The sequence below is a fragment of the Sphingomonas sp. UV9 genome (assembly GCF_004101245.1).
Classification (GTDB): domain Bacteria; phylum Pseudomonadota; class Alphaproteobacteria; order Sphingomonadales; family Sphingomonadaceae; genus Sphingomonas.
Genome location: NZ_SCIN01000002.1, coordinates 1,182,586 through 1,208,576 on the forward strand (window position 1 = coordinate 1,182,586; position 25,991 = coordinate 1,208,576).

Annotated in this window: 19 protein-coding genes; 14 read left to right on the forward strand and 5 right to left on the reverse strand. The window is 66.5% G+C overall.

What is annotated here, in order from left to right:
- Window positions 1–94: 94 nt before the first annotated feature.
- Window positions 95–1,207 (forward strand): lactonase family protein, encoded by a 1,113-nt coding sequence (locus tag EQZ23_RS12010; RefSeq protein WP_128454595.1) that lies wholly within the window; start codon window positions 95–97, stop codon window positions 1,205–1,207.
- Between the two features lie 19 nt (window positions 1,208–1,226).
- Here the strand turns inward: EQZ23_RS12010 and EQZ23_RS12015 are convergent, their stop codons facing one another.
- Together EQZ23_RS12015 and EQZ23_RS12020 are read right to left on the reverse strand one after the other, a co-directional pair.
- On the reverse strand, window positions 1,227–2,798 hold the full coding sequence (locus EQZ23_RS12015; protein WP_206364225.1) for a carboxylesterase family protein: 1,572 nt from the start codon (window positions 2,796–2,798) through the stop codon (window positions 1,227–1,229).
- An 83-nt stretch (window positions 2,799–2,881) separates the two neighbouring features.
- Window positions 2,882–4,213, reverse strand: a complete 1,332-nt coding sequence (locus EQZ23_RS12020; RefSeq protein ID WP_128454596.1) for an amidohydrolase family protein — start codon at window positions 4,211–4,213, stop codon at window positions 2,882–2,884.
- 270 nt (window positions 4,214–4,483) lie between these two features.
- Between EQZ23_RS12020 and EQZ23_RS12025 the strand changes: the two genes are divergently transcribed.
- The 5 genes from EQZ23_RS12025 to EQZ23_RS12045 all read left to right on the forward strand — a co-directional run bounded on the left by EQZ23_RS12025 (window position 4,484) and on the right by EQZ23_RS12045 (window position 11,024).
- Window positions 4,484–6,931, forward strand: a complete 2,448-nt coding sequence (locus tag EQZ23_RS12025; protein ID WP_128454597.1) for a TonB-dependent receptor — start codon at window positions 4,484–4,486, stop codon at window positions 6,929–6,931.
- A 165-nt stretch (window positions 6,932–7,096) separates the two neighbouring features.
- On the forward strand, window positions 7,097–8,245 hold the full coding sequence (locus tag EQZ23_RS12030) for a glycosyltransferase (protein ID WP_128454598.1): 1,149 nt from the start codon (window positions 7,097–7,099) through the stop codon (window positions 8,243–8,245).
- 69 nt (window positions 8,246–8,314) lie between these two features.
- Window positions 8,315–9,718, forward strand: a complete 1,404-nt coding sequence (locus EQZ23_RS12035; RefSeq protein WP_128454599.1) for a nitronate monooxygenase — start codon at window positions 8,315–8,317, stop codon at window positions 9,716–9,718.
- A gap of 246 nt (window positions 9,719–9,964) precedes the next feature.
- Entirely contained in the window at window positions 9,965–10,591 is a 627-nt protein-coding gene (locus EQZ23_RS12040; protein ID WP_128454600.1) for a LysE family translocator, read from the forward strand.
- Between the two features lie 157 nt (window positions 10,592–10,748).
- Entirely contained in the window at window positions 10,749–11,024 is a 276-nt protein-coding gene (locus EQZ23_RS12045) for a hypothetical protein (RefSeq protein WP_240663529.1), read from the forward strand.
- A 215-nt stretch (window positions 11,025–11,239) separates the two neighbouring features.
- Here EQZ23_RS12045 and EQZ23_RS12050 read toward each other — a convergent pair whose 3' ends face one another.
- Entirely contained in the window at window positions 11,240–11,431 is a 192-nt protein-coding gene (locus tag EQZ23_RS12050) for a hypothetical protein (RefSeq protein WP_055879018.1), read from the reverse strand.
- A gap of 90 nt (window positions 11,432–11,521) precedes the next feature.
- The gene (locus EQZ23_RS12055) at window positions 11,522–12,520 is read right to left on the reverse strand and encodes a D-glycerate dehydrogenase (protein WP_128454601.1); all 999 of its coding nucleotides are present in this window, start codon (window positions 12,518–12,520) and stop codon (window positions 11,522–11,524) included.
- 110 nt (window positions 12,521–12,630) lie between these two features.
- On the opposite strand from EQZ23_RS12055, the gene EQZ23_RS12060 reads away from it, so the two are divergent.
- Window positions 12,631–13,122: an SH3 domain-containing protein gene (locus EQZ23_RS12060; RefSeq protein ID WP_346427821.1), complete on the forward strand. Its 492-nt coding sequence runs from the start codon at window positions 12,631–12,633 to the stop codon at window positions 13,120–13,122.
- Window positions 13,123–13,227: 105 nt separating this feature from the next.
- Here the strand turns inward: EQZ23_RS12060 and EQZ23_RS12065 are convergent, their stop codons facing one another.
- Window positions 13,228–14,421 (reverse strand): acetyl-CoA C-acyltransferase, encoded by a 1,194-nt coding sequence (locus EQZ23_RS12065; protein ID WP_276318469.1) that lies wholly within the window; start codon window positions 14,419–14,421, stop codon window positions 13,228–13,230.
- An 88-nt stretch (window positions 14,422–14,509) separates the two neighbouring features.
- Here EQZ23_RS12065 and EQZ23_RS12070 point away from each other — a divergent pair, with 88 nt between their 5' ends.
- The 7 genes from EQZ23_RS12070 (at window position 14,510) to EQZ23_RS12100 (ending at window position 25,988) form a co-directional block, all read left to right on the forward strand.
- Window positions 14,510–14,761 carry a hypothetical protein gene (locus tag EQZ23_RS12070; RefSeq protein WP_128454604.1) on the forward strand — a complete coding sequence of 84 codons (252 nt, stop codon included), beginning with the start codon at window positions 14,510–14,512 and terminating at the stop codon, window positions 14,759–14,761.
- Entirely contained in the window at window positions 14,754–15,509 is a 756-nt protein-coding gene (locus tag EQZ23_RS12075; RefSeq protein ID WP_206364226.1) for an A24 family peptidase, read from the forward strand. Before EQZ23_RS12070 ends, EQZ23_RS12075 begins: the two co-directional genes overlap by 8 nt.
- Window positions 15,506–15,952, forward strand: coding sequence for a hypothetical protein (locus EQZ23_RS12080; protein WP_128454605.1), 447 nt, complete (start codon window positions 15,506–15,508; stop codon window positions 15,950–15,952). Before EQZ23_RS12075 ends, EQZ23_RS12080 begins: the two co-directional genes overlap by 4 nt.
- Window positions 15,953–16,046: 94 nt before the next feature.
- Window positions 16,047–18,257, forward strand: a complete 2,211-nt coding sequence (locus tag EQZ23_RS12085; RefSeq protein WP_240663530.1) for a BamA/TamA family outer membrane protein — start codon at window positions 16,047–16,049, stop codon at window positions 18,255–18,257.
- The gene (locus EQZ23_RS12090) at window positions 18,257–22,498 is read left to right on the forward strand and encodes a translocation/assembly module TamB domain-containing protein (protein WP_128454606.1); all 4,242 of its coding nucleotides are present in this window, start codon (window positions 18,257–18,259) and stop codon (window positions 22,496–22,498) included. The genes EQZ23_RS12085 and EQZ23_RS12090 overlap by 1 nt, the downstream gene beginning before the upstream one ends.
- Before the next feature lie 69 nt (window positions 22,499–22,567).
- Complete coding sequence (locus tag EQZ23_RS12095) at window positions 22,568–24,055, forward strand: NAD(P)/FAD-dependent oxidoreductase (protein ID WP_128454607.1); 1,488 nt, start codon at window positions 22,568–22,570, stop codon at window positions 24,053–24,055.
- Between the two features lie 574 nt (window positions 24,056–24,629).
- Window positions 24,630–25,988 (forward strand): EAL domain-containing protein, encoded by a 1,359-nt coding sequence (locus tag EQZ23_RS12100; protein WP_128454608.1) that lies wholly within the window; start codon window positions 24,630–24,632, stop codon window positions 25,986–25,988.
- Window positions 25,989–25,991 lie beyond the last annotated feature (3 nt).

A 25,991-nucleotide genomic window follows, 5' to 3' on the forward strand; every position in this document is an offset into this window, starting at 1 on the left:
ATGCAGAGCCGCGCTTCGGCGCACGCTGCGTTGCCTCCGCGCGAGGCATGACGCATGAACCACCATCGATGCCGCTGTTAGCCAAGGACCGACGATGACCGACTGGACGACGACACGACGGTCCGCCCTGGCCGGGATGGCGGCGACGATGGCCTTTCCGGCAGTCGCCAAGCGGCCTGCATCGGGCACGATCACGCTGATCGCGGGGACCTATGCGCGGGAGGGTGGCAAGGGCCTTTACCCGATCAGCTTCGATCCGCGGCAGGACCAGTGGCAGGTCGGAGCGCCGATCGCCGGGATCGTGGATGCCTCGTTCGGCGCCGGTGGCGGCCCGGGCGGTGCCTATTACCTCGTTCGCGAAAATGCGGCAGGCCAGATTGCAGCCTATGCGCCGGGCTGGACGCGGCGAGGCGTCGCGCCGACCGCTGGCGCCGATCCCTGCTATGTCGCGATCGACCGAGCCAGCGCGAGCCTGGCGATCGCCAATTATTCGAGTGGCAGCGTGGCCTTCTATCCGCTCGACCAGCGGACCGGCGTGCCCGGCCAGCCGACGCTGTTCCGCCATACCGGCAGCGGCCCGAACCATGATCGGCAGGACGGACCGCATGCGCATTGGGTAGGGTTCAGCCCGGACCGGCACTGGCTGCATTCGGTCGATCTCGGCGCGGACGCGATCTTCGCCTATCGCTTCGATCCGCGCGCGCGGACGCTGGCACAGCCGGTGGTCGCATGGCGCGCGCCGGCGGGTGCCGGGCCACGGCATCTCGCGCGCCATCCGACAAGGCCGATCGCCTATGTCGTCTGCGAGATGTCGAACAGCTTGATCATGCTCGATGCCGGTGCGGACGGTCGGTTCGTTACGCGACATATCGTCTCGACGTTGCCGGTCGGGCACCGCGGTGCGTCGCAGGCGGCGCATATTGCCATCGATCGTACGGGGCGACGACTCTACGTCTCCAACCGCGGGCATGACAGCATCGCGGTGTTCGCGCTCGATGCCGCGGGCATGCCGAGCCCGCTCCAGCACATCGCGAGCGGCGGCAACTGGCCGCGCGCGTTCCTGCTCCTCGACGCCCAGCGGCGCGTGGTGGTCGCCAACGAACGTTCCGGCACGGTCGCGATCTTCCGGGTCGAGGCTGATGGACGGCTGACCCCCACCAAGCAGACGTTGGCGGTGCCCGGCGCGGTGTTCCTCGACCAGATCTGACGCGACCCGGGTCCGGCCGTCAGGGCAGACGCTGCTCCAGGCGTGGGACCGCCGCCTCGTAGCGCGCCTGATCGGTAAACGGCTCGGCGCGCGTCTGCACGTCGACGGTCTGGCGCATGATCGCGCCATCGCCCGACGACGCGACGGGCCAGGTCGGCAAGCCGGTCGCGTTGGGGTTGCCGGTCTTGATGAACGCCGCGAAGTACCCCCCGAACGCCGCGGATATCCGCCGATCGTCCGCGGTCCATGCGTAGGCCGGGTTGGTGTCGAGATTGCCGAGCGCGTATTCGATCTCGGCGCTGTGCACCGCGCCTATCGGCGGAACCTCGGGATTGGTTAGCGGTGGCAGCGCCGGGGGCCGGGGATGCGCGAAATAATAGTAATAGGTCGGCTGTCGGGTCCGACGGTGGAGGTCGAACCACTTCCAGGTCGACGCGCCGAGGAAAGCATCGCTGGCCAGCGCGGTCGCAGCGGCCGGCACATCCGCATCGGTGCGCGCCGGGTATAGCGCGAACAGGGCATCGGCATCGGAGTAGAGCCGGGCGATGCCGGCGCGGTAATTGGCGACCGTCGGTGGCTGGCCGTTCAGGACGCTGGTCCAACTGCCTTCCTGCGAATTCGAGCCCACCAGCAACGGTACGCGCGCTGCTCGTCCCGCCGCATAGGTGTCGATCGGCGCCTCTGTGAGGAACTGGCCGTCGACGATGAACTCCGCGCGGAGCCGCTGGGCACCCTGCGCGGCGAGGAGGGCGTCGGCGGGCATCGCGCGGAGTGCTGCGATCGCGTTCGCGCCGGCGGTTCGTACGAACGCGTCGCCGTCCGCGGTGGCCTGCGCAAGCGATTTGGGGCGGAAGCTCGGCGGCATCACCCCGCCGCTCTCGCCGATCGCGCCCGCGAACTGCGCGCGGGTCAGCGGCGAGGTCATCAGCACGCTGACCGACATCGACCCGGCGCTCTCCCCACCGATCGTGATTCGCCCCGGATCGCCTCCGAAGGCGGCGGCGTTGCGGCGGACCCAGGCGAGCGCGGCGGCCTGATCGAGCAGTCCGTAATTGCCTGCGGTGTGCTTCGGCGATTCTGCCGCAAGGTCGCTGGTCGCGAGGAACCCGAATGCGCCGAGCCGATAGTTGATCGTCACGACGACGATGCCCTGGCGCGCCAAGGCCGCACCGTCATAACGGAGTTCGGACCCGTCGCCCGCGATCGCGCCGCCGCCGTGGATGTAGAACAGCACCGGAAGTTTCGCGCCGGGCTTCGTACCGGCCGGCGTCCACACGTTGAGCGTCAGGCAATCCTCGGCGATGCCGGGCGAACGAAACTTCATGTCGGCGAACAAGGCTTGCTGCATGCAGCGCGCACCGAACCGGTCCGCCTTCCGCACGCCGCTCCACCGCGCGGCAGGCTTGGGTGGCTGCCACCTGAGCGCACCGATCGGCGGCGTGGCGTAAGGGATGCCGAGATAGGTATCGACCGGCGCTTCCGACGTCGTCAGGCGGACGCCTTCGAGCGTGCCGCCGTCCACGCGTACGCTCTGCGCCGCTGCCGGGGCTGCGCACAGCCCGATCGCCAGCATCCATCCTGTCCGTCGCATATCGTATCTCTCCGCGATCACATGAGCCGACGGTCGCAGTTCGGCAGGCGTTTGCCAAGTCGGCGTTCGGGCCGCACCCCCGGTCAAATGCCGGGTTGCGAGCCTTTGGCGATCTTGCCGCGGTGCATGACGAAGTCGACATGCTCGAGCCGGGTGACGTCTTCGAGTGGCGAGCCCTGCACGGCGATGATGTCTGCGGTCTTGCCGACGGCGAGCGTGCCGATGTCGTCGCGGCCGAGCAGGTCGGCGGCTCCGGTCGTCGCGGCTGCGATCGCCTGGGTCGGGGTGAGGCCGTTCCTCACCATCAGCGCGAACTCGGTAGCATTGTCGCCATGCTTCGATACGCCGGTGTCGGTGCCGAACGCGACCTTTACGCCGGCGGCATAGGCCCGGCGATGGCTGGCGGCCATCGCCGCGGCGGCGGCCTCGGCCTTGACGATCGTTGCGGGCGGCAGGGCGCCACCACGCGCCTGCGCGAGCGCCGCGACGGGTGCGATCTCGGTCGGCACGAGATAGGCGCCCTTGGTCTTGAACAATCGGATCGTGTCATCGTCGAGGAAGGTGCCGTGTTCGATCGAGTCCACGCCGGCCTCCAGCGCCGCCCTGGTGCCCTCCGCCGCGTGGCTGTGCGCGGCGACCTTGCGGCCCAGCACATGTGCGGTCTCGATGATCGCGCGCATCTCCTCCGGCGTCATCGCGCGGCCGAGCCCGCCGCTCACGTTCGAGAGGACACCGCCGGTCGCGGCGAATTTGATGACGCGCGCGCCCAGCGCCACCTGCGCCCGCACTGCGCGTCGGCAATCGTCGGGGCCGTCGCACAGATTGACCTCCTTGCCATGGACCATGTCGGCAAATTCTTCGGCAAGCCCGTTGCCGCCGTCGCCATGCCCGCCGGTCACCGAGATCATCTCGCCCGCATTGGTGATGCTCGGGCCCTCGACCGTCCCGGCGTCGATCGCGTCGCGCAACGCACGAATGCCGCGCGGGTCGCCGCCGAGATCGCGGACCCAGGTGAACCCGGCGATCAACGTCGTGCGGGCGTTCGCCACGGCGGTCATCTCGTCGTCGAACCGGTCGCGGTTGAGCGCCTCCAGCCGCGCCCGCATCGGATCGCCGCCGATACCCCAGAGATGGACGTGCATGTCGACGAGCCCTGGCAGGACGAACGCGGTCCGCAGGTCGACCAGCGTCGCGCCCTGCTCCGGCGCGACGAAGCCGTCGCGCAGTTCGGCGACCTTGCCGTCGCGAACGATGATCGTGGTGTTGCCGCGCGGCGGCTGGCCCGGGCGATCGAGCAGCGTGCCGGCCTGGATATACGTGGCGGCTGCCGGCCGGGTTGGCGGCGCGACCGTCGTCTGCGCGTAGAGCGGTAGCGCGACGGTGGCGGCCAGGCCGATCATGAGTGCCTTGAGCATCTGGTTTCTCCCCTTTGCACCATGCTTGCCCAACCGGTGCGTTTCGGCAAGCGCTCGCCGCCTGTTTTCCCGGCAGAGGTGTCGCAGGAAAACGCGAGGCGCGGGCGGTGCAGTGGCATTCCGAAGGGGCGTTGCAGCGCGTGCATCCACCCGCGCGATCTTTTCACTTATCGGCCGCGCACGCGGGACCTATCGGGGCCGCTGAATGCGTTCGTTCGTTCATCACGCATCGAGATCGTCGCAGAACGATCCACTATCAGGGATTATCGCATGACTGCTTATCGAATCGCGTTGACGCTCGCCGCCTCGACCCTCGCCCTCGCCAGCGCGCACGCCCAGGACGCGCCGGCGCCCGCGCTTGCCGATACCGCCGCCCCGGATCCGGCTGCGGCGCTTCCCGACACGCAGGACGACATCATCGTCACCGGCACGCGGTCGGTCGGTCGCTCGCGGCTCGACAGCGCATCGCCGGTCGACGTGCTGAGTTCGGCAGCGCTTCAGCGGCAGGGGACTACCGAACTCGGTGCGGCATTGTCGGCGATCGCGCCCTCGATCGACTTCCCGCGGCCGTCGGCGGTCGACGGTACCGATGCGATCCGGCCGGCGACGCTGCGTGGCCTGTCGCCCGATCAGACGCTGGTGCTGATCAACGGCGTGCGTGGGCATACGGCGGCGTTGCTCAACGTCGGCGGCTCGGTGGGGCGTGGCTCGGCGGCGGTCGATCTGAACACGATCCCGACCGTCGCGCTCGACCGGATCGAAGTGCTGCGCGACGGCGCGTCGGCGCAGTACGGCTCGGATGCGATCGCTGGCGTCGTCAACCTGCGGCTGCGCGAGGCGCGCTCGGGCGGCGGCGCGACGGTCAATTACGGTTTCTACAACACCGACATCGATACCGCGCGCGGCAGTCGCAGCACGAACGGCGAGCATGCCGTGACCGTGTCGGGCTGGCAGGGCGTCGGCTTCGGCGAGGACGGGTTCCTGACCGTGTCGGGCGAGTATCTGAATCGCCAGGCGACCAACCGCGCCGATTTCGACCAGCGTGTCACGCCGCTACGCGTGACCGGTCGGTTCGGTGATCCCGCTGTCGAGCAATACAGCATCTTCGCCAACGCGGGCACGACGCTGACCGGTTCGTGGAAGGTGTACGGCTGGCTTGGTTATCAAGATCGCGACACACGCAGCGCCGCGTTCCCCCGTCTCGCCAGCGCCACGACGGCGCTCGCCGGCTACCCCGATGGCTTCCTGCCGCTCATCAATACCAAGTCGCGCGACCTCAATTCGGCGGTCGGCATCAAGGGCGAGGTCGCCGACTGGTCGGTCGACTTGAATGTCAGCTATGGTCGCAACAAGATCGGCTTCCGCACGCTGAACTCGGCAAACTACGCCTATGGCAGCGCGACCCCCAGGGACTTCTCGGACGGCGCGCTCGTATATGACCAGCTCGTCGCCGGTCTCGACGTCAGCCGCAAGCTCGACATCTTGCAGGGCCTCAACGTCGCGTTCGGCCTCGAAGGCCGCCGCGAGGGCTTCCAGATTCAGGCCGGCGAACGCGCGTCCTACGACTATCCGGTTGCTGATACGATCACCGGCGCGGCGGCGAATGCTGCGCCCGGCGCACAGGGGTTCGGCGGGTTCTCGCCCGCCAACGAAGTCGATCGCCATCGCCGCAATGGCAGCGTCTACCTCGATCTCGAAGCGCAGGTGACTGACAAGCTGCTCGTCGGACTCGCCGGCCGTGGCGAGGATTATTCGGATTTCGGCACGACCGGGACCGGCAAGATTTCCGCACGCTATGACTTCGCGCCCTGGTTCGCATTGCGCGGAACGGCCTCGACCGGGTTCCGCGCGCCTGCGCTCCAGCAGCAATATTACACCTCGATCGCGACAGTGATCCAGAACGGCAATCCGATCCAGACCGGCACCTTCCCGTCGGTCAGCCCGGTCGCGACGCGGCTCGGTGGCCTGCCGCTCGAGCCCGAGAAGTCGACTAACCTGTCGGTCGGCACGGTGTTTCGCTTTGGTCGGTTCGACCTGACCGTCGACGCCTACCGGATCCGGATTCGCAACCAGGTCGGCCTGTCGGAGAACATCACGACGTCGGCGACCCAGTCGAACGAGGTGAATGCGCAGATCGCCAATCTGCTCGCTGGTTCGGGCGCGACCGCCGCGCGATTCTTCATCAACGGTCTTGCCTCCACCACCAAGGGGATCGACGCGGTCGCGCATTACCGCCTGCCGACCGATGCGGCCGGGACGTTCGATTTCACGATCGCGGGCAACATCAACGACAGCGACGTGACGCGCGTGCCGACCTCGACATCGACGCTCAACCCCGCGCCCGTGCTGTTCGCACGCAGCCGCATCCTGACGCTCGAGGACGGTACCCCTGGCGAGAAGGTGACGGGGTCGATCGACTGGTCGCTCGACCGATTGGGCGCGCTTGCCCGCGTCACCTATTACGGCGACGTCAACCAGCCCGGTACGACCGAAGCCGCCGACGTGCACAGCGGCAAGCACCTCATCACCGATGTCGAGCTTCGCTACCAGGCGACCAAGGGCGCACAGCTCGGACTGGGCGTCAGCAACCTGTTCGACGTGTACCCCGATGCGACCGTCGTCGCGAACAACGTGACCGGCGTGATCGGCTTTCCGTATTATTCGCCGTTCGGGTTCAACGGTCGCTATCTCTACGCGCGGGCGGGGTTGAGCTGGTAGTCGACGCCAAGCGCGCCGTCCCGGTCCGCGCGGGTCGCCGGGACTGGCGGTTCGCGATCGATGACGGTGTTGGTCCGGCCCACATCCCGCCGGACCAGCACCGCCGCCAGTGCGCGACGCAAGCGTTCTCTTGAAACCGCGGTCGGAAATCGGCATCGCACGCCGATGGCCGCTTCCGTGAACATCCTGCATCTTCATTCCACGTTCGACCTTGGCGGCAAGGAGGCGCGGGCGGTTCGGTTGATGAATGCGTTCGGGGATCGTGCCAGGCACACCATCGTATCCGGGGTGCCCGACGCACTGAGTGCGCGGGATTCGATCGCCAAGGGCATTCGGTATGAAATCGCGCAGAACCCGCCGCCGTTGACGGGCAAGCCTTCGGTCAAGCGGTACGAGGCGATCGCGCAGTATATGCGACGATTCGATCTGGTGCTGAGCTATAATTGGGGCGCGATCGATGGCGCGATGGCGCGGCGGGCGTTCAGCAAGGGAGCGCCGCCGCTCGTCCATCACGAGGACGGTTTCAACGCAGACGAAGCGAGCGGGCTCAAGATCGAGCGCAACATCTATCGGCGACTTGCGCTCGGCGCGGCGCATGCGCTGGCGGTGCCGTCCGAGGTGCTGGAGGGGATCGCCATCAACACCTGGAAGCAGCCGCGCGAACGCGTGCACCGGATCGTCAACGGGATCGGCACCGCCTATTACGCGCAAAAGCCCGAGCCCAAGGCGATTCCGGGGTTCACGCGCAACGCCAAGGACGTCGTGATCGGCGCGCTTGCCGGGCTGCGTGAGGTGAAGGACCTGACCGCGCTCGTGCGGGCGGTCGGTGGTGTTTCCGGGCGGGTGCGGCTGGTGATCGTCGGGGAGGGGCCCGAGCGCGCGAACATCCTGCAAGCGGCCGCCGCGATGGGGATGGCGGACAAGCTTGTTCTGCCCGGATTCCTCGATCGACCTTACCGATACATCGGCCATTTCGATATGCTGGCGGTTTCGTCACGGAGCGAGCAGTTTCCGATCTCGGTGGTCGAGGCGATGGCGGCGGGGCTGCCGATCGCGAGCTATCCGGTCGGCGACGTCAGGCGGATGGTCTCGTCCGAGAACCTTCCGTTCGTGACCGACATCGCCAACGAGGTGCGGCTGCGCGATGCGTTGCAGGCGCTGGTTGCAGATCCGGGGTTGCGCGCCTCGGTCGGAGCCGCGAACCAGGCCAAGGCACGCGCTGAATTTGACGAGGCGGTCATGATCGCTCGCTATCGGGCGCTGTATGAAGAGCCCCTCGGGCGGCCTGGTGCGCTGGGTGGTATACTAACCTAGGTCTTAATATTGCTCGCGCGCTGCGTCCTTGCGATATAGGGGGCCGTATTTTCCGGGAGAGGTGACGTCGTGTTCAAGGGCCTGAAGCCTATCGTCTATAACGGTCGGGAAGTCTGGCCTCTGGTTGAAGGCGGCAAGGGCGTCGCCGCGACCAACCACGCATCCGCCGGCGCCTGGGCCGCGGCGGGCGGCATCGGCACGGTATCGGCGGTCAACGCCGACAGCTACGATCCCGACGGCAAGATCATCCCGCAGGTCTATGCGGCACTCACCCGGCGTGACCGGCACGAGGAACTCGTCCAGTACGCGATCGAGGGCGCCGTCCAGCAGGTCGAGCGCGCCTATGACATCGCCGACGGCAAGGGTGCGATCAACATCAACGTGTTGTGGGAAATGGGCGGCGCGCAGCGGATCCTGCACGGCGTTCTCGAACGCACGCGTGGCAAGGTCGCCGGTGTCACCTGCGGTGCCGGCATGCCGTACAAGCTGTCCGAGATCACCGCGTCCTACGGTGTCAGCTACCTGCCGATCGTCAGCTCCGGTCGCGCTTTCCGCGCACTGTGGAAGCGGGCCTATTCGAAGGCGGCCGAGTGGCTGGCCGCGGTGGTGTACGAGGATCCATGGCTCGCGGGCGGGCATAACGGTCTGTCGAACGCCGAGGACCCGTTGAAGCCGCAGGACCCGTATCCCCGCGTGAAGGAGTTGCGCGACGTGATGCGCGAAGGCGGCATCAGCGACGACGTGCCGATCGTGATGGCGGGCGGCGTCTGGTATCTGCGCGACTGGAACGACTGGATCGACAATCCGGAACTCGGCACGATCGCGTTCCAGTTCGGTACGCGGCCGCTGCTGACGCGCGAAAGCCCGATCCCGCAGGGATGGAAGGATGCGCTGACGCAGATCGAGGAAGGCGACGTGCTGCTGCACAAATTCTCGCCGACCGGCTTCTATTCGTCCGCGGTGCGCAATCCGTTCCTGCGCTCCCTGGAGGCACGATCGGAGCGCCAGATCGCGTTCTCGACGCAGGAGGCCGGCGATCACGTGTTCCAGCTCGATGTCGGCGTGAAGGGCAAGAACTTCTGGGTCACCCGCAACGACCTGCTGCGCGCGCGCCAGTGGTTCGGCGAGGGTTATACCGACGCGCTGAAGACGCCCGACAACACGCTGGTGTTCGTCAGCCCGACCGAGAAGGGCATGATCCGCAAGGACCAGTCGGACTGCATGGGCTGTCTGTCGCAATGCTCGTTCTCGAGCTGGGCGGATACCGAGACCAATTCGACCGGGCGTCTGGCCGACCCGCGCAGCTTCTGCATCCAGAAGACGCTGCAGGACATCGCGCATGGTGGCGACATCGACCAGAACCTGATGTTCGCGGGCCACGCGGCGTATAATTTCAAGAAGGACCCGTTCTATTCGAACGGCTTCGTGCCGAGTGTCGGGCAGCTGGTCGATCGGATCCTTACGGGGGATTGAGGCTGGAGGCCGTAACGAACCGCAGATCAGCGGCGGCGCTGATATCCCAATACGCCACTTTCTTCGTCATGCCGGGCTTGTCCCGGCATCCACGGTGCCGCATTCTCTAAGGTGTGAGTTTGCCGCACCGTGGACTCCGGAGCAGATCCGGGGTGACGGACCGGTTTTGGCAAGGTTTCGAGCAGGTGGCGGGCACCGGGAGGTAGCCAGTTTCTCCGTATCCGCAAGAAGGGGCAGGGGGCAGACATGACACTCCACGCATGGTGGCTGTTCGTCATCGCGATAGTCCTGCTGTGCGGGACGCCCGGACCCAATATGCTCCACGTCATGACGCGAAGCGCGACGTTCGGCGCGCGCCGCAGCATCGCGGCGATGGCGGGGTGTCTGACCGCGCTGATCCTCGTGCTGGCGGCGTCGGCGGCGGGCGTGTCCGCCTTGCTCGCGGCATGGCCTCGGGTATTCGACGCGGTGCGTTATGCGGGCGTCGCGTATCTCGTGTTTCTCGGCATCAAGGCGTGGCGGGGCGCCGGGTCTCCGATCGACGTCGGGGCGGACACGCTGCCCGTGACGATCTCCGCTCGCAGGCTGTTTCGTGGCGGGTTCGTGATCGGCATCAGCAATCCCAAGCTGCTGTTGTTCGCCGCTGCCTTCCTGCCGCAATTCGTCGATCGCGCATCGCCACAGGCACCGCAGTTCGCGATCCTGGTGGCGACCTTCGCGGTGGTCGAGAGCATCTGGTACGCAATCTATGCGGCAGGCGGCCGAACGCTTGCCAGATACCTGACACGGCCGGCGCTGCGGCGTGCGTTCGACCGGGTTACAGGTATCGTTTTCATCGGGTTCGGACTAGCGTTGCTGCGAGTGCGAGCGTAGCCCGGGCATTGCCGTTTCGGCGCATTGCGCGCATAGCGAATGTATTGCAGCGCTTCGTACGGGCAGGCTGCGACTGAGAGATGCGTTGCGCTCCCGCTCCGAGCCGGGAATGTTGCATGACGATCTACTCCTATATCGCAATCATGGCGTTCCTGTCATGACCACGGGCGCAGACAAGCCGGCTCTCCAAAAGCAAGTCGCGGAAACCGTCGTGCCGATCTCGCGGGCGGTAAACGTCAGCGTCGAGCAGCCTCAGGTCGTTGCGATGTGCAAGAAGCATGCTGCTATCATCAGCGCGATCGAAACGCTGCCGTCGGGGGGCACGCGAGTCGTGCTGATGAACAGTGCCGATGCTGCCAAGATCATCAAGGCATTCGGGTCGAAGGTGATGACGGGTACCGTCGCACGGACGCATTGGATGCGCGCGGTCTAGGAGCGTTGGATATATCCTCCCCCGCCAGGGGGGGGGCTGGCGCTTGCCAGATGGAGGGGGAGGAGCGGGAAACCTCTGTTCCGCGTCCTCCGCCGCCGTCACCTTCGGTGCCACCTCCCCCTGGCGGGGGGAGGATTAATGGCTCATCAAACTGTTGGACGCCGCAGTTTAGCGGGACAGGGGCGATATTCCCGCATGTCCCTCCAAGTGCTCGATCAGTCGGCGACGGTGCCGACCACGGCACCACCGGCACCACCAACCGCAGCGCCCTTCTCGACGCTACCACCAGTTGCGGCCGCGACGCCTGCACCACCGGCAGCGCCAATACCGGCGCCCTTGAGCGTCGAGCAGGCACTCATCGATACGGCGGATGCGAGCAGCAGGGCGGAAACAGCAAACTTCTTCATCGGGAACACTCCATTCTCTCCGGGGGTGTTCAACAAATGCTGCATTGCAAGATCGGTTCCGCAACACCGTTCTGGATCATCCTCGCGCCGTCAGGCCCAGCCGTCGAGAACCTGATCCGGCGGTCGATGCCCATCTGCCCACATGCGGATATTCTGGATCACGCGCTCGCCCGACGCCATCCGGCCCTCGAGCGTCGCCGAGCCCATGTGCGGCAACATCACGACATTGGGCAGCGCGAGCAGGCGTGGATCGATCACCGGCTCATGCGCCCAGACGTCCAGACCCGCGCCGGCCAGCCGCCCGTTCTCCAGCGCCTCGACCAGCGCCACCTCATCGACGATCCCGCCGCGCGCCGCGTTGATCAAATAGACGTGCGGCCGCATCAGTCCGATCCGCCGCGCGTCGAGCAGGTTGCGGCTGTCCGGGTTGAGCGGGGTGTGGATCGTGACGATGTCGACCGCGGCGAGCATGTCGTCGAGTGTCTCGTGGAACGTAGCCGCGAGCTGCGCTTCGCGCACTGCGGGCAGGCGCTGGCGATTATGGTAATGGATGGTCAGCCCGAACGCGCGCGCCCGCAGCGCGACCGCCTGGCCGATCCGCCCCATCCCGACGATGCCGAGCGCCTTGCCGCCGATCCGGTGACCGAGCATGCCTCCCGGACTCCAGCCCTTCCACTGGCCCGACCGCACCAGCTTTTCGCCCTCGGCAAGCCGTCGCGGTACCGACAGGATCAGCGCCATCGTCATGTCGGCAGTGTCCTCGGTGAGGACGCCCGGCGTGTTGGTGACGATAATGCCGCGCGCGCGCGCCGCCCTTAGGTCGATATGGTTCACGCCGGCGCCGTAGTTCGCGATCAGTTTCAGACGATCGCCCGCACCCGCGATCAGTGCGGCATCGATGTCGTCGGTCACGGTCGGTACCAGCACATCGCAGTCCGCCATCGCCGCCGCAAGCTGGTCGTGGTCGAACTTGGTATCGGCCCGGTTGTTGTGCGTGTCGAACAGCGCGTCCATCCGGTCCATCAGCGCGTCGGCCAGCTCGCGGGTGACGACGACCTTGGGGTTCGGACAGCGGCGTGTGTCGATCATGGAGATGGCTTGGCGAAGGCGCTGGCGCGCGTCAACGTGGAGGCTTCAACTTCGGTTGAGGAAAGCGGTTCGTCGCTATAGGACGTCGTCTCGCCAGTTAGGACATGATCATGCGCATTCTCGCCGCCGCGCTTTCCGCTTTCGTTATCGTGGCGCTGGTGCCGGACCCCGCGATCGCCGCCGATGCGAAGCGGAGCGTGCCCTATTACGCGTCGATCTCGGCTAGCCGGGCCCGCATGCGGACCGGGCCAGCACGGACGTATCCCGCGAGCTGGATGTATCAACGGCAGGATCTGCCGATCAAGGTCGTCGCGATCTTCAAAGAGTGGCGCAAGATCGCCGATCCCGACGGCACCGAGGGCTGGATGCAGGCGAACCTGCTCAGCGGCACGCGCACTGCGATCGTGCATGGCTCGGGACCGGTGGAACTGCGCGAGAAGCCGAACGCGGGGAGCCAGTTGCTCTGGCGCGCGGCGCCGGGCGTCGTCGGGCGATTGAGCCAGTGCGGTAACGGATGGTGCCGACTGGACGTGAAGGGGCAGGCGGGGTTCGTACAGATCGGTGGGCTGTGGGGGGTGGAAGCTGGTGAAGTGTTGCCCTGAGGTCGGGGCTGCGGGCTGAGTAGCGTTCTGGGGTGGCGGCGCGTGATGCGGAAGCCGACCCATCCCCCGCCCCTCCCTTCCAGGGAGGGGGGAAGAGTCAGCGGATTAGTTCATTAATTCCACCGCCATCGCGGTGGCTTCGCCGCCGCCGATGCAGAGCGAGGCCAGCCCGCGCTTCTGCCCGGTGGTTTCCAGCGCCGATAGCAACGTCGCGAGGATGCGCGCGCCGCTAGCCCCGATCGGATGGCCGAGCGCGCACGCCCCACCGTGGATGTTCACCTTGTCATGCGGCAGGCCGAGGTCGCGCATCGCGATCATCGCGACGACGGCGAACGCCTCGTTGACCTCGAACAGGTCGATGTCGGACGCGGACCAGCCGGCCTTCTCCATCGCCTTCCGCATCGCGAACACCGGTGCGGTCGTGAACAGCGACGGCGCGTGCGCGTGCGCCGCGTGCGCCACGACGCGCGCGATCGGCGCGATGCCGAGCCGTTCGGCGACGCTCATCCGCGTCATCACCAGCGCGGCGGCGCCGTCGGAGATCGACGAGGCGTTGGCGGCAGTGATCGTGCCGTCCTTCGAAAAGGCGGGTTTCAGCGTCGGGATCTTGGCGACGTCGCCCTTGGCCGGCTGTTCGTCGAGCGACACCGTCGTCGTGCCCTTGCGACCGGCGATCTCGACCGCCACGATCTCGCGGTCGAACGCACCGGACTTCTGCGCGGCCTGCGCCCGGTGGAGCGACTCGATCGCGTAGTCGTCCATCTGCTTGCGCGTGAACTGGTATTGATGCGCGGTGTCCTCGGCAAAATTGCCCATCAACTTGCCGGGTTCGTAGGCATCCTCGAGCCCATCGAGATACATGTGGTCGTACATCCGGTCATGGCCGATCCGCGCACCGCCACGGTGGCTCTTCGAGAGGTACGGCGCATTGGTCATGCTCTCCATCCCGCCCGCGACGAGCAGGTCGACCGACCCGGCCGCCAGCGCATCCGCCGCGAGGATCGCTGCCTGCATGCCCGATCCGCACATCTTGTTGACGGTCGTGGCCTCGACGTGATCGCCGAGCCCGGCGTTGATCGCCGCCTGTCGCGCGGGCGCCTGGCCGAGCCCGGCCGGCAGCACGCAGCCCATGTAGATCCGCTCGATCTCGGCGGCGGACACGCCCGACCGCTCGACCGCACCGCGCACCGCATCGGCGCCAAGCTGCGTCGCAGTCGCGCCCGACAGCGCGCCTTGGAACGACCCCATCGGCGTGCGGGCGTATGACAGGATGACGATGGGATCTCGATCGACGGCCACTTCAGCTCTCCATGTATTTTTCTGCCCCGTATCTGGGGTTGATGTGCGGCAATACAAAGCACGGGCGGACGCGCCTAGACCCGTCGGCATGGAAACCCTCATCACGACGCTCAAATGGGGTGCCGCCGCATCCGGGGTCATCGCCGCGTTCATGGTGTCGCTCGATTTCGGGCGGCGGGTGACGGGGTGGGGGTTCGTGCTGTTCGTCGGCTCGTCGATCGCGTGGCTGAGCGGTGCGGCCTTGACCGGGGACTGGGCGCTGGGCACGCAGAACATCGTGTTGTTCGGGATCAACCTCCTCGGCGTGTATCGCTATCTGGTCCGTAAAACGGGTGTCTGAGGCGGCATTCTGGGCGGGCTCGTTGGGCGTGCTCGGCGTGATCGTCGGCAGCTTCGTCGCCGCGCTGGTGACGCGCTGGCCCGACGGGCGATCGGTGCTGCAGGGGCGATCGGCGTGCGATGCGTGCGGGCGAACGCTCCACCCGATCGACCTCGTGCCGCTGCTCAGTGCACTTGTCCTACGAGGACGCTGTCGATCGTGCGGTGCGCCGATCAGCGCCGTCCATTGGCGAATCGAGCTGGCTGGGTTGGCGATCGGCATCGCGGCGGGCCTCGTCGTGCCGGGGCCGATCGGGATCGCGGGCGCGGTCTTCGGATGGTTGCTCCTCGCGCTTGCCAGCCTCGATCTCGTCGCGTTCTGGCTGCCCGACCGACTGACCCTTCTGCTTGCCGCCGCCGGACTCGCGAGCCCGGCGTTTGGCATCAATCCGCCGTTGGCAGAGCGATTGATCGGCGGCGTCGCCGGGTTCGGTACGCTGTGGCTGGTCGCGTTCGGCTATCGACATTTGCGTGGTCGCGACGGGATGGGTGGCGGCGATCCGAAGCTGTTCGGCGCGATCGGACTGTGGCTCGGATGGCAGATGTTGCCCGCAGTCTTGCTGATCGCGAGCATGATCGGGCTCGGGGTCGTCCTTGCTGCGAATCTGAAGGGACGCAGCATGACGGCGGACACCGCGCTTCCGTTCGGCGCGCTGCTGGCGATCGCGGGTTATCCCGCGTGGCTGTTCATGATAGGCCTGACGTCATGATATTGCTCGCTCTTATGCTCGCGCTGCAGACTGCGGTCCCTGCGCCTGCCACGAATCCGGGACCGAATCCGGGGCCGGGGCCGCTCGGCGCTATTGGCAAGCAGAAGCTCCCCGCCAAAGGGTGCGCCGCGTATCTGTGGAGCATGGACGCCGGCCGGCAGCTCGTCGCGATGGCCACCGCCGACCCCGCGCAGATCCGGCTGGCAATCGACGGTAAGACGACCGACTATGCGATGGCGACGCAGTCGGCCGCGATCGGTTTCGGCTTTGGCGGCGTCACCGTGTATCGTGGCGGCGACGTCACCGCGACGCTCGACATGACCGTCGCCGTCCGCGCCGACATCTCGGCCGGCGCAACCGTGACGTCCGCGACGCTACGGATCGACCGTCCCGGGCGCGATACCGTCGTCATGCCGGTCGGTGGCCTTATCGGCTGTGTTTGACGCAGATTTAGGTGAAACCAAGCCGTCCTCCGTGCGTTACGTGGGCGAAGATGGGGGTGAATCGTACACGATTGCCGTCCGTAAAGGGGATCGTGTGACAGCTTCGAATAGCCGGCATCATTGGCTCGCTCTGGCGTTGGTAGCGTCGACAACGGGATTTGCGGGCGCAGGTGCTGCGCAGCTTGTGAAGCCGGGTACCGCCCCGGCCAAGGGCCCTGACGCGCCCAAGCCGAGCGACCAGCCGCCGTCGAACGATCCACGTGCCGACGCGCCGATCGTCCCGGATACCGAGTTCGACAGCGCGCTGCCGCCGCTCAGCGGTGACCTGAACGCGCCGTTGGAGGCGATGGCACCACTGCCCGCTCCGTCGACCCAGGCACCTGCCCAAGCACCGCGAACGCCCGCGACCGCGACGTCGCCCGCTACCATGGTGGCGGGCGACGTATTGCCGCCGATCGGCCCCAGTGATCCGCAACTCGCGCAACCGCTGACCCCGCTGTCGAGCTTCGACACGACCCCGCTCCAGACCGCCGCGGACATCAAGGACAAGGACGCGCCGGAAATCCGCTACGAGACCGCGACGAAGGGTCTCGACGAGGCGGGCGACGGACTCGAGGGTGAATACAAGGCGCTGTCGGCACTCGCCGAGGGCGACGGCAAGGCGGCGAACGCCACGCAGGTCGCGGCACGTGCGCGCGAGGACGAGGCTCTGGCGGTCCGGCTGCTGAAGTCGCTCGGCTATTACGACGCCACCGCGATCTCGACGATCGAGACGATCCCCGACGCCGACACGACCAAGCCTGCGCGGCTCAAGGCGACGGTCAGCGCGCAACCCGGCCGGCTGTATTCGCTGTCGTCGATCACCGTGCAGGCGGATCCGACGACGCCTCCCGATCTGGTGCGGACGCAATTGCCACTGAAGGTCGGCGACCCGATCGAGGCGGCGCGGATCCAAGGCGCGGAGGCGAATGTAAGCCTGACGCTGCCGCAGCAGGGCTATCCGTTCGTCAAGGTCGGCGAGCGCGACATCCTGCTCGACGACCAGACCCCGACCGGCGCGTACACGCTGCCAGTCGACACGGGTCCGCGCTCGTCGTTCGGACAGCTGCGTACCGAGGGCGATCCGGTGTTCAATCTCGAGCATCTCGGGCTGTTTCCGCGGTTCAAGGCGGGCGAGCTGTACGACAACCGGATGACCGACGACCTGCGCGATGCGCTGGTCGCGACGTCGCAGTTCTCGACCGTGTCGGTGGAGCCGGTTCGCACCGGCACGATGAACCCCGACGGCACCGAGCAGGTCGACCTACTGGTCCGCCAGAGCGCTGGCAAACCGCGCTCACTCGGCGGCAATGTCGGCTTCTCGACTGGTCAGGGCTTCCGCGCCGAGGGCACGTGGCAGCACCGCAACCTGTTCCCGTACGAGGGTGCGCTGATCGGATCGGTAATCGCGGGTACGCAGGAGCAGGGCGTGTCGGGCACGTTCCGCCGCGCGACCGCCGGCAGGCGCGACAGGACGTTCAGCCTGACCGCGGGCGCGAACCATTCGAATTACGACGCTTATGACGCGTTCACGACCAGCGTCGGCGTCCGCTGGAGCTACGATTCCACGCCGATCTGGCAGAAGCCGCTGACCTATTACTATGGCGGCGAACTCGTCGGCACGAACGAAAGCGTCTACGACTTCGCGCAGGGCAGGGACGTTCGCCGCACCTACGGCATCGTCGCGCTGCCGGGCCAGGTCAGGTTCGATCGCTCGGACAGCCTGCTCAACCCGACCAAGGGCTATCGCCTGACGCTCAATCTCAGCCCCGAAACCTCGGTGCAGGGATCGGTGAAGCCGTACATCCGCACAATGATCGAGGGGACGTTCTACTACCCCGTCTCCGGCAGCATCGTGATCGCCGGCCGTGCCAAGGCCGGCTCGATCCAGGGCGCCTCACGCGACGACCTTGCGCCATCGCGGCGTTATTACGGCGGCGGCGGCGGATCGGTGCGCGGCTATGGCTATCAGCGACTTGGGCCGTTCGATCCCAATGGCAACCCGGTCGGTGGCCGCTCGCTCAACGAATTCGCACTCGAAGCTCGCTACCGGTTCGGCGATTTCGGCATCGTGCCGTTCATCGACGCCGGCAACAGCTACGAGAGCAGCACGCCGAACATGTCGTCGCTGCGCTACGGCGCGGGCATCGGCGGGCGTTTCTACACCAGCTTCGGCCCGATGCGGTTCGACGTCGCGACTCCGCTAAACCCCCGCGAGGGTGACGGCAAGATCGCCCTCTACATCTCGATCGGGCAGGCATTCTAATGGCCGAAAACGGCACTCCGCACGTCGAGACGACGCACGAAACGATCGTCGTCGAACGACGCCCGCTGTGGCAGCGCATCCTGAAGTGGCTCGCGATCCTGGTTGTGAGCCTGTTCGCGCTCGTGCTGATCGTGCTGTTCGGGATCAACACCGATCCAGGGCGTCGCCTCGTCGCGGACCAGATCGGCGGCTACACCACCGCGTCGGGGCTGAACATCAAGGTCGGCCGGATCGACGGTTCGATCTACGGCGCGATGACTTTGAGCGACGTGCGCGTGTCGGATCCCAAGGGCGTCTTCCTGACCAGCCCGAAGCTTGCCGTCGACTGGCGTCCGTTCGCGTTCGCCAAGAACCATGTCGACGTGCGCTCGCTGACCACGCCGCTCGTCACGCTGCAGCGCCGCCCGGTGCTGAACGCGACGCCGACCGATCCGAACGCGCCGTTGCTGCCCGATCTCGACATCGACGTGAACCGGCTGGTGATCGATCGCTTCCTGATCGCCAAGCCGGTAACCGGCCAGACGCATATCGTGAAGATCGATGGCGCGGTGCACATCGCCGACAAGCGCGCGCAATTGACGACCAACGCGACCGCCTTGACAGGTCCGGGTATCGCTGGCGGCGACCGCCTCGTCCTGAAGCTCGACGCCGTGCCGGAGCAGAACAAGCTCGACGTGAACGTGAAGCTGACCGCACCGGTCGGCGGTCTCGTATCGACGATGGGGTCGTTCAAGGCACCGTTGACTGCGAGCGTCGATGGCCGCGGCAGCTGGGCCGCATGGCAGGGTCGCGCGATCGCGACGCTTGGTGGCGGGCAACTCGCCAACCTCGCGCTGACCGCGAAGAACGGCCACATCGAAGTGCGCGGTTCCACGCGTCCTGGCCTGTATCTCGAAGGACCGGTCGAGCGCCTGACCGCGCCGCAGCTCGACGTCGCGATCGACACCACGCTGAACGACCGCAAGGCCGACACGCGGGTGACGCTGAAGTCGGACGCGCTCGCGGTCGATGCCGGCGGCCTGATCGATCTTGCCAACAGTCGCTTCGGCAATTTCGCGGTGAACGCGAAGCTGCTGACGCCCGGCGCGATCCTGCCGAACCTGCGCGGTCGCGATGTCACGGCACGTGTCGTGCTCGACGGCGCGTTCGCGACCCCGACGGTCGACTACAAGGTGCGCGCGGCAACGATCGCGTTCGGCGACATGGGCGTCGAGAACCTCTACGCCGAGGGCCTCGCGCGCGTGAACTCTGACCGCATCCTAGTGCCGGTGAAGGCGCGCGCGCGTCGCGTGACGGGGCTCAACGCCGCGGTTGGCGGGCTCGCGACCAACGTCGCGATCGACGGCGATTTTGCGATCTCCGGCGTCAACGTCCTTTCCAACAACCTCAAGATCCGCTCGGACAAGATCGATGCCACCGCGGTGGTCGTCGCGAACATGTCCACCGGTCGCTACACCGGCGCGCTGAAGGGGCGGGTCAACAACTACCGCGTCGACGGGATCGGCATCGTCAACCTGACCACCGACGCCAAGCTCGTGCCGGGGCCCAATGGCGGCTTCGGGATCACCGGTCGCGTCGTCGCGCAGACGTCGCAGATCTTCAATGAAGGCGCGCGCAGCTTCCTCGGCGGCAACGCGATCGTCCGTTCGGACATCGGCTACAGCCCCGAGGGCATCGTCACCTTCCGCAATCTTCGCATGAACGCGCCGCAGTTCCGCGTCACGCGCGGCGAAGGCCGGTTCGATCCCGCCACCGGCGCGGTGCTGGTCAATGCAGACGCGTATTCCACCGTCTATGGCCCGCTGACCGCGCGCGTCACGGGTAGCGCCACCGCGCCGGTCGTCGTGCTGCGTGCGCCGCGTCCGGGTGTCGGCGTCGGCCTCGTCAACCTCAACGCGCGGATTGTCGGTCGCGGCGGCGCCTATGCCGTCACCGCGAGCGGCGGCACCGATTACGGGCCGTTCACCGCCGACGTTCTCGTTACGCCGGGCACGCAGCTCGCGGTCGACGTGCGCCGCGTCGTGTTCGCCGGGATCACCGGTCGCGGCCGGATCGTGCAGACCGCCCCGGGCCCGTTCGCGGGCGCGCTCCAGTTCGCCGGGCAGGGCCTGTCGGGCAATGTCCGTCTCGCCAATCAGGGCGGCTACCAGCGCGCCGACGTCGCGGCACGCGCCAATGGGGCCAAGATCCCCGGCATGGTCGACTTCACGATCGGCCGGGCGATCGTCAACGCTACTGCGGTCATGACGCCGACGCCGCAGATCGTCGCCGACGCGCAGATCGCCGACATGCGCTATGGCGCGATCGTCCTCTCGGCGGCACGGGCGAAGGTGAATTACGTCGGGGGCAACGGCACTGCGCAGGCGGTGCTGACGGGCTCGAACGGCGTCCCCTTCCGCCTCGCGGTCAACGCCAAGCTCAGCCCCAATAATTACCTCGTCGCGGCCCAAGGCCAGGCTAACGGCATCGACTTCCGCACCGTCAACCCGGCACGCATCCAGGCGGTGAAGGGCGTGTATCGCCTGTCGCCGACCCGGATCGACTTCGGTGGCACAGGCGGTGGCTCGGCGCGTCTGGCTGGCAGCTATGGCCGCGGCACGAACGCGCAGGTCCGGCTCGACCGCCTCGATCTGTCGACGCTGTCCGCGCTCGTTCCGAACCTCGGCATCGGCGGCAAGGCAACCGGCAGCCTCGACTTCTCGCAGGCGAACTCGGCCGCGTTGCCGACCGCGGATGCTCGCGTGACGGTCAGCAACTTCACGCGGTCCGGCCTTGCCGCCGTCTCCGACCCCGTCGACATTGTGTTCGCGGGCACGCTCGGTGGCGAAGGTGCGACCGGTCGTGCGCTGGTCCGTCGCGGGACGTCGGTGATCGGCCGGATGGTCGCCAACCTGCGGCCGCTGCCGGCTGGCAACGGCTCGTGGAGCACGCGCCTGATGGCCGCGCCGCTGTCGGGCGGGATCCGCTATAACGGCCCGTCCGCGGTGCTGTTCAGCTTTGCCGCGATCCCGAACCAGCAGCTGTCGGGGCCGATCGCCGTCGCCGCCGATTTCTCGGGGCGTCTGCAGGCACCGCAGCTCAACGGCGTCGTCCGCGCCGACAATCTGACCTACGACAACGAGACTTATGGCACGCGCCTGTCACAGATGCGGATCGCCGGCCGGTTCTCGAACACCGAACTGCAACTGACTCAGCTCAACGCGAAGGCCGGCGACGGCACCGTCCAGGCGCAGGGCAGGATCGGTTTTGCGGCGGACAGCGGCTTCCCGATCGACATCCGCGCGACGCTGAACAATGCGCAGCTCGCCAAGAGCGATGCGATCAGCGCCACCACGACGGGTACGGTCCGCCTCACGCACGATCGCAATGGCGGGCTGATCCAGGGCGATCTTCAGATCCCCGAGGCCCGCTACCAGATCATCCGCCAGGGCCAGGCCGAAGTGCCCGAACTGACCGGGGTCCGGCGCAAGGGCGACGTGCGTACGCCGCTGTCGACCGACCGGTCGGAGGTGCCGAATGCCGGCTCGTTCAAGCTCGACCTCCGCGTACGCGCGCCGAACCAGCTGTTCGTGTCGGGCATGGGCCTCGAATCCGAATGGGAGATGGACATGCGGATCGGCGGCACGTCCGCCGCACCGATCGTCACCGGCGGGCTGGATATCGTTCGCGGGACCTATTCGTTCTCGGGCAAGCGATTCGAGGTCACCAAGGGCCAGATCCGCTTCCGTGGTGGTGCGCTGACCGATCCGGACATCAATATCCAGGCGTCCACCACGACCAGCGACATCACCGTCATCATCAACGTGACGGGTACCGGCCAGCGTCCGCAGATCGCGTTCACCTCGACGCCGGTCTTGCCGCAGGACGAGGTGCTCAGCCGCCTGCTGTTCGGGTCCAGCCCGGCCAATCTGTCGGCGACAGAGGCGATCCAGCTGGCGTCCGCGCTGAACTCGCTGCGCGGGTCGGGCGGCGGCGGTCTCAACCCACTCGGCAAGCTGCGCTCGGCGACCGGGTTCGACCGGTTGCGCGTGCTCGGCGCCGACGAGGCGACCGGTCGCGGCACCAGCCTCGCGGCGGGTAAGTACATCACGAAGAACATTTATGTGGAGATCGTGACCGACGCGAAGGGCTTTACCTCGACCCAGCTGGAGATCGCGCTGACCAAGGCCTTGAGCCTGTTGTCGGCTGCGGGATCGAGCGGCGGCCAGAGCGCAAGCGTCAAATATACGAAGGACTATTGAGTAAAGATCACAACAGGATAGGTTCGGTTATGAAACCTACGGCGTAACGCCGGGGGATGAGGATGCAGCATGACCGAACATGTCGACGTGATCGTGGTAGGCGCCGGCATTTCCGGGATCGGCACCGGCTACCATCTTCAGACGCGCTGCCCTGATCGTAGCTACATGATTCTCGAGGGCCGGCAGTCGATGGGCGGGACGTGGGACCTGTTCCGCTATCCAGGCATCCGCTCCGACTCGGACATGCACACGCTCGGGTTCGCCTTCCATCCCTGGACCGCGGCGAAGTCGATCGCCGACGGTCCCTCGATCCGCGCCTATGTCGTGGACACCGCGCGCGAGTACGGCATCGATCGGAAGATCCGCTACGGCCATCACGTCAAGTCGGCGGCATGGTCGACCGCGGACGCGCGCTGGACGGTCGAAGCCATCGGCCCCGATGGTCCGGTGACGCTGACGTGCAACTTCCTGTCGATGTGCGCGGGCTATTACAATTACGCCAAGGCCTATTCGCCCGACTTCGAAGGCGCGGACAGCTTTGCCGGGCAGATCGTCCACCCGCAATTCTGGCCCGAGGACCTCGACTATAGCGGCAAGCGAGTTGTCGTGATCGGCAGCGGCGCGACCGCGGTGACGCTGGTGCCGACGATGGCGCAGACCGCCGCGCACGTGACGATGCTCCAGCGCTCGCCGACCTACATCGTCGCGCGACCCGGCGAGGACGGCGTGGCGAACTGGCTGCGCGGCACGCTGCCGGCCAAGGCCGCCTACGGAATTACCCGGTGGAAGAACGTGCTGATGGGGATGGTGTTCTACCGCCTCGCGCGGAAGAAGCCGGCCAAGATGAAGGAGCGGATGATCGGCATGGTCCGCGATCAGCTCGGCCCCGACTATGACGTCGCGACCCATTTCACGCCGCGCTACAATCCGTGGGACCAGCGCGTGTGCCTGGTGCCCGACGGCGACCTGTTCACCGCGATCAACGCGGGCAAGGCATCGATCGTCACCGACACGATCGCGCGGATAACGCCCGCGGGCATCCACCTCGATTCGGGGCGCGATCTGCCCGCCGACGTGATCGTCACCGCCACCGGGCTCGAACTGCAGCTGATGAGCGGCGTCGCGTTCAGCCTCGACGGCAAGCCGATCGAGCTCGCCGGGCGGCTCCAGTATAAGGGGATGATGTTCGACGGCGTGCCGAACCTGTCCTCGACCTTCGGCTACACCAACGCATCGTGGACGCTGAAGGCGGACCTCACCGCGGTCTATGTCTGCCGCCTGCTCAACACGATGAAGAAGCGCGGCCTGCGCCAGGCGACCCCGCACAACGACGACCCGACGATGAAGACCGAGGCGTTCCTCGACTTCACCTCCGGCTACGTCCAGCGCGCCGCCGCCTCGCTCCCCGCGCAAGGCGAGCGCAAACCCTGGAAGCTCAACCAGAATTACGCGCTGGACCTGATGGCGCTGAAGTTCGGCTCGGTCGACGACGCGATGGTGTTTTCGAACCCGATGCGCGCCGAGCCTCTGCTCAAGGCTCAAGCGGACCATCGCTGACGCAACACCGTCCGTTCTGACGGGCCGGAACCGTGCTCGGGGGAGGCGGAAGTAAGCGCTATCCGGGGCCTATCGAGGTTCCCTTCAAGAGCAGCGTCAGGCTGAGTTGGCGCATCTGCGAATCGAGAGCGCCGTCCCGCAAATGCGAGTATCGGTATATCAAGATGAACAGGCCGACCGACTGGCCTTCGTTCGATCGTGTTCTGCTTAAACGCGCGCACGCGGGGACATCGCGATTCGCGTCCTGACTATCGCAGTCAGTGGACCAGGAATTACCAGTCAATACCGTGATTTAAGTGTCGGCCCGACCACCGAAGCGCATCTAAATTCAATACGTTCACGATATTCGGGCCGACCGACACATTCACCAGGGGCGAATGCTCTCGCCGTAGATGAGTGCGATGAGGAACTTCAGCATTTTTATGCTCCCTTGTTGACACCTTCAAGGTGTCCGGCCGGCATAGTGGTTAACAAGTCGTTAAACAATAACATTGTGAGTTGTTAACCATCTTCTCGGCGCGTCTATGCTGCATGCTTAAGGGTATGTTTATGCGAGGCCGGTATTCCGCGTGGCATGAGGGACATTCCGCATGCGCAGTTCGAGACCAGCACGCCGCTCACCGATGCACAGCTGATCGACCCCGATTCGTCGATCGGCCGCGCCCACGACGCCTTTTCGAAAACGTCCCAAGCGGCATGGCAGTTTCTCATACTCGCTGAGATCGCCAATTTCAGCGTGCTCCGTCGTCATCTCGGGAGGCTGAGAGCCGACACGGTGGTCGTCGACGTGGCTACCCGGATCGGCGAGGCGCTGCCCGATGCCCGGGTCGTGATCGCCGGACGCGAGGTGGCCGAAATCGCGTTCGAAAGTAACGCCAGGCTGGCGCTGGATGTCGCGATGGCAGCGTTGGAAGTCGCGTTCGAACGGCCATTAGACATAGACGGCGAATCATACGTGATCCATGTCCAGATGGGTGCGGCTGCGGCTGCCGTGGCCGACCACCGTGACGATGTTCACCTCATCGAAGAGGCGGAGAATGCACTGGTCGAGTCGCGCGCAGAACGTAGCGCGATCGCCCGAGATGTAACCGGCAATTCCGTGGCGATCGATCGCGCCGCGCTGGCTAGAGATCTTGCTCTGGCGATCGAGCGCGAAGAGTTGTTCCTTCAATACCAACCGAAGGTGCACCTGCGCCGGCAACAGATCACCAGTGTCGAGGCGCTGGTTCGCTGGAACCACCCGACGCGCGGATTGGTGTTGCCCAACGACTTCATCCCGCTCGCCGAGGAATCGCGGGATATCGTCGCGCTGACCTTGTGGACGATCCGCCGCTCGATCGCCGACCAGAAGACGCTGGCGGCGAACGGGCATGACCTGCGGATCTTCATCAACATCGCCGGCGCCTTGCTGGCGGACAAGCGGTTCGTTCGGCGGGCGTGCGCGCTGGTCGAGGCGTCCGGCGCGCAACTGGGGTTCGAGATCACCGAAACCTCGGTCATTCGCGATCCGGAAAGCGCGATCGCCAACCTGAAGGTGTTCGCCGAGATCGGGATCGTCATCGCGATCGACGATTATGGCGCAGGGCTGTCCTCGCTTGCGTATCTGAAGCAGCTGCCCGCGCGCGAGCTCAAGATCGACAAGCTGTTCGTCACGCAGCTGACGAGTTCCAATCGCGATCCGCTGATCGTGCGTTCGACGATCGACCTCGCGCATGCGCTGGAGATGGAAGTGGTCGCGGAGGGCGTCGAGACGCAGGCGGCAATGGCGCTCCTGTCGGTGATGGGCTGCGACATGATCCAGGGTTTCCTGATCAGTCGACCCATCAACCTCGAGGCGCTGATGCATTTCCTGGAGGATGGGAAATACCAGGCGATGACGGCCGACATCAGGGCGCCGTTCAATCGGCTCGCGACCGTCTGGAAGCGCGGCTGACGC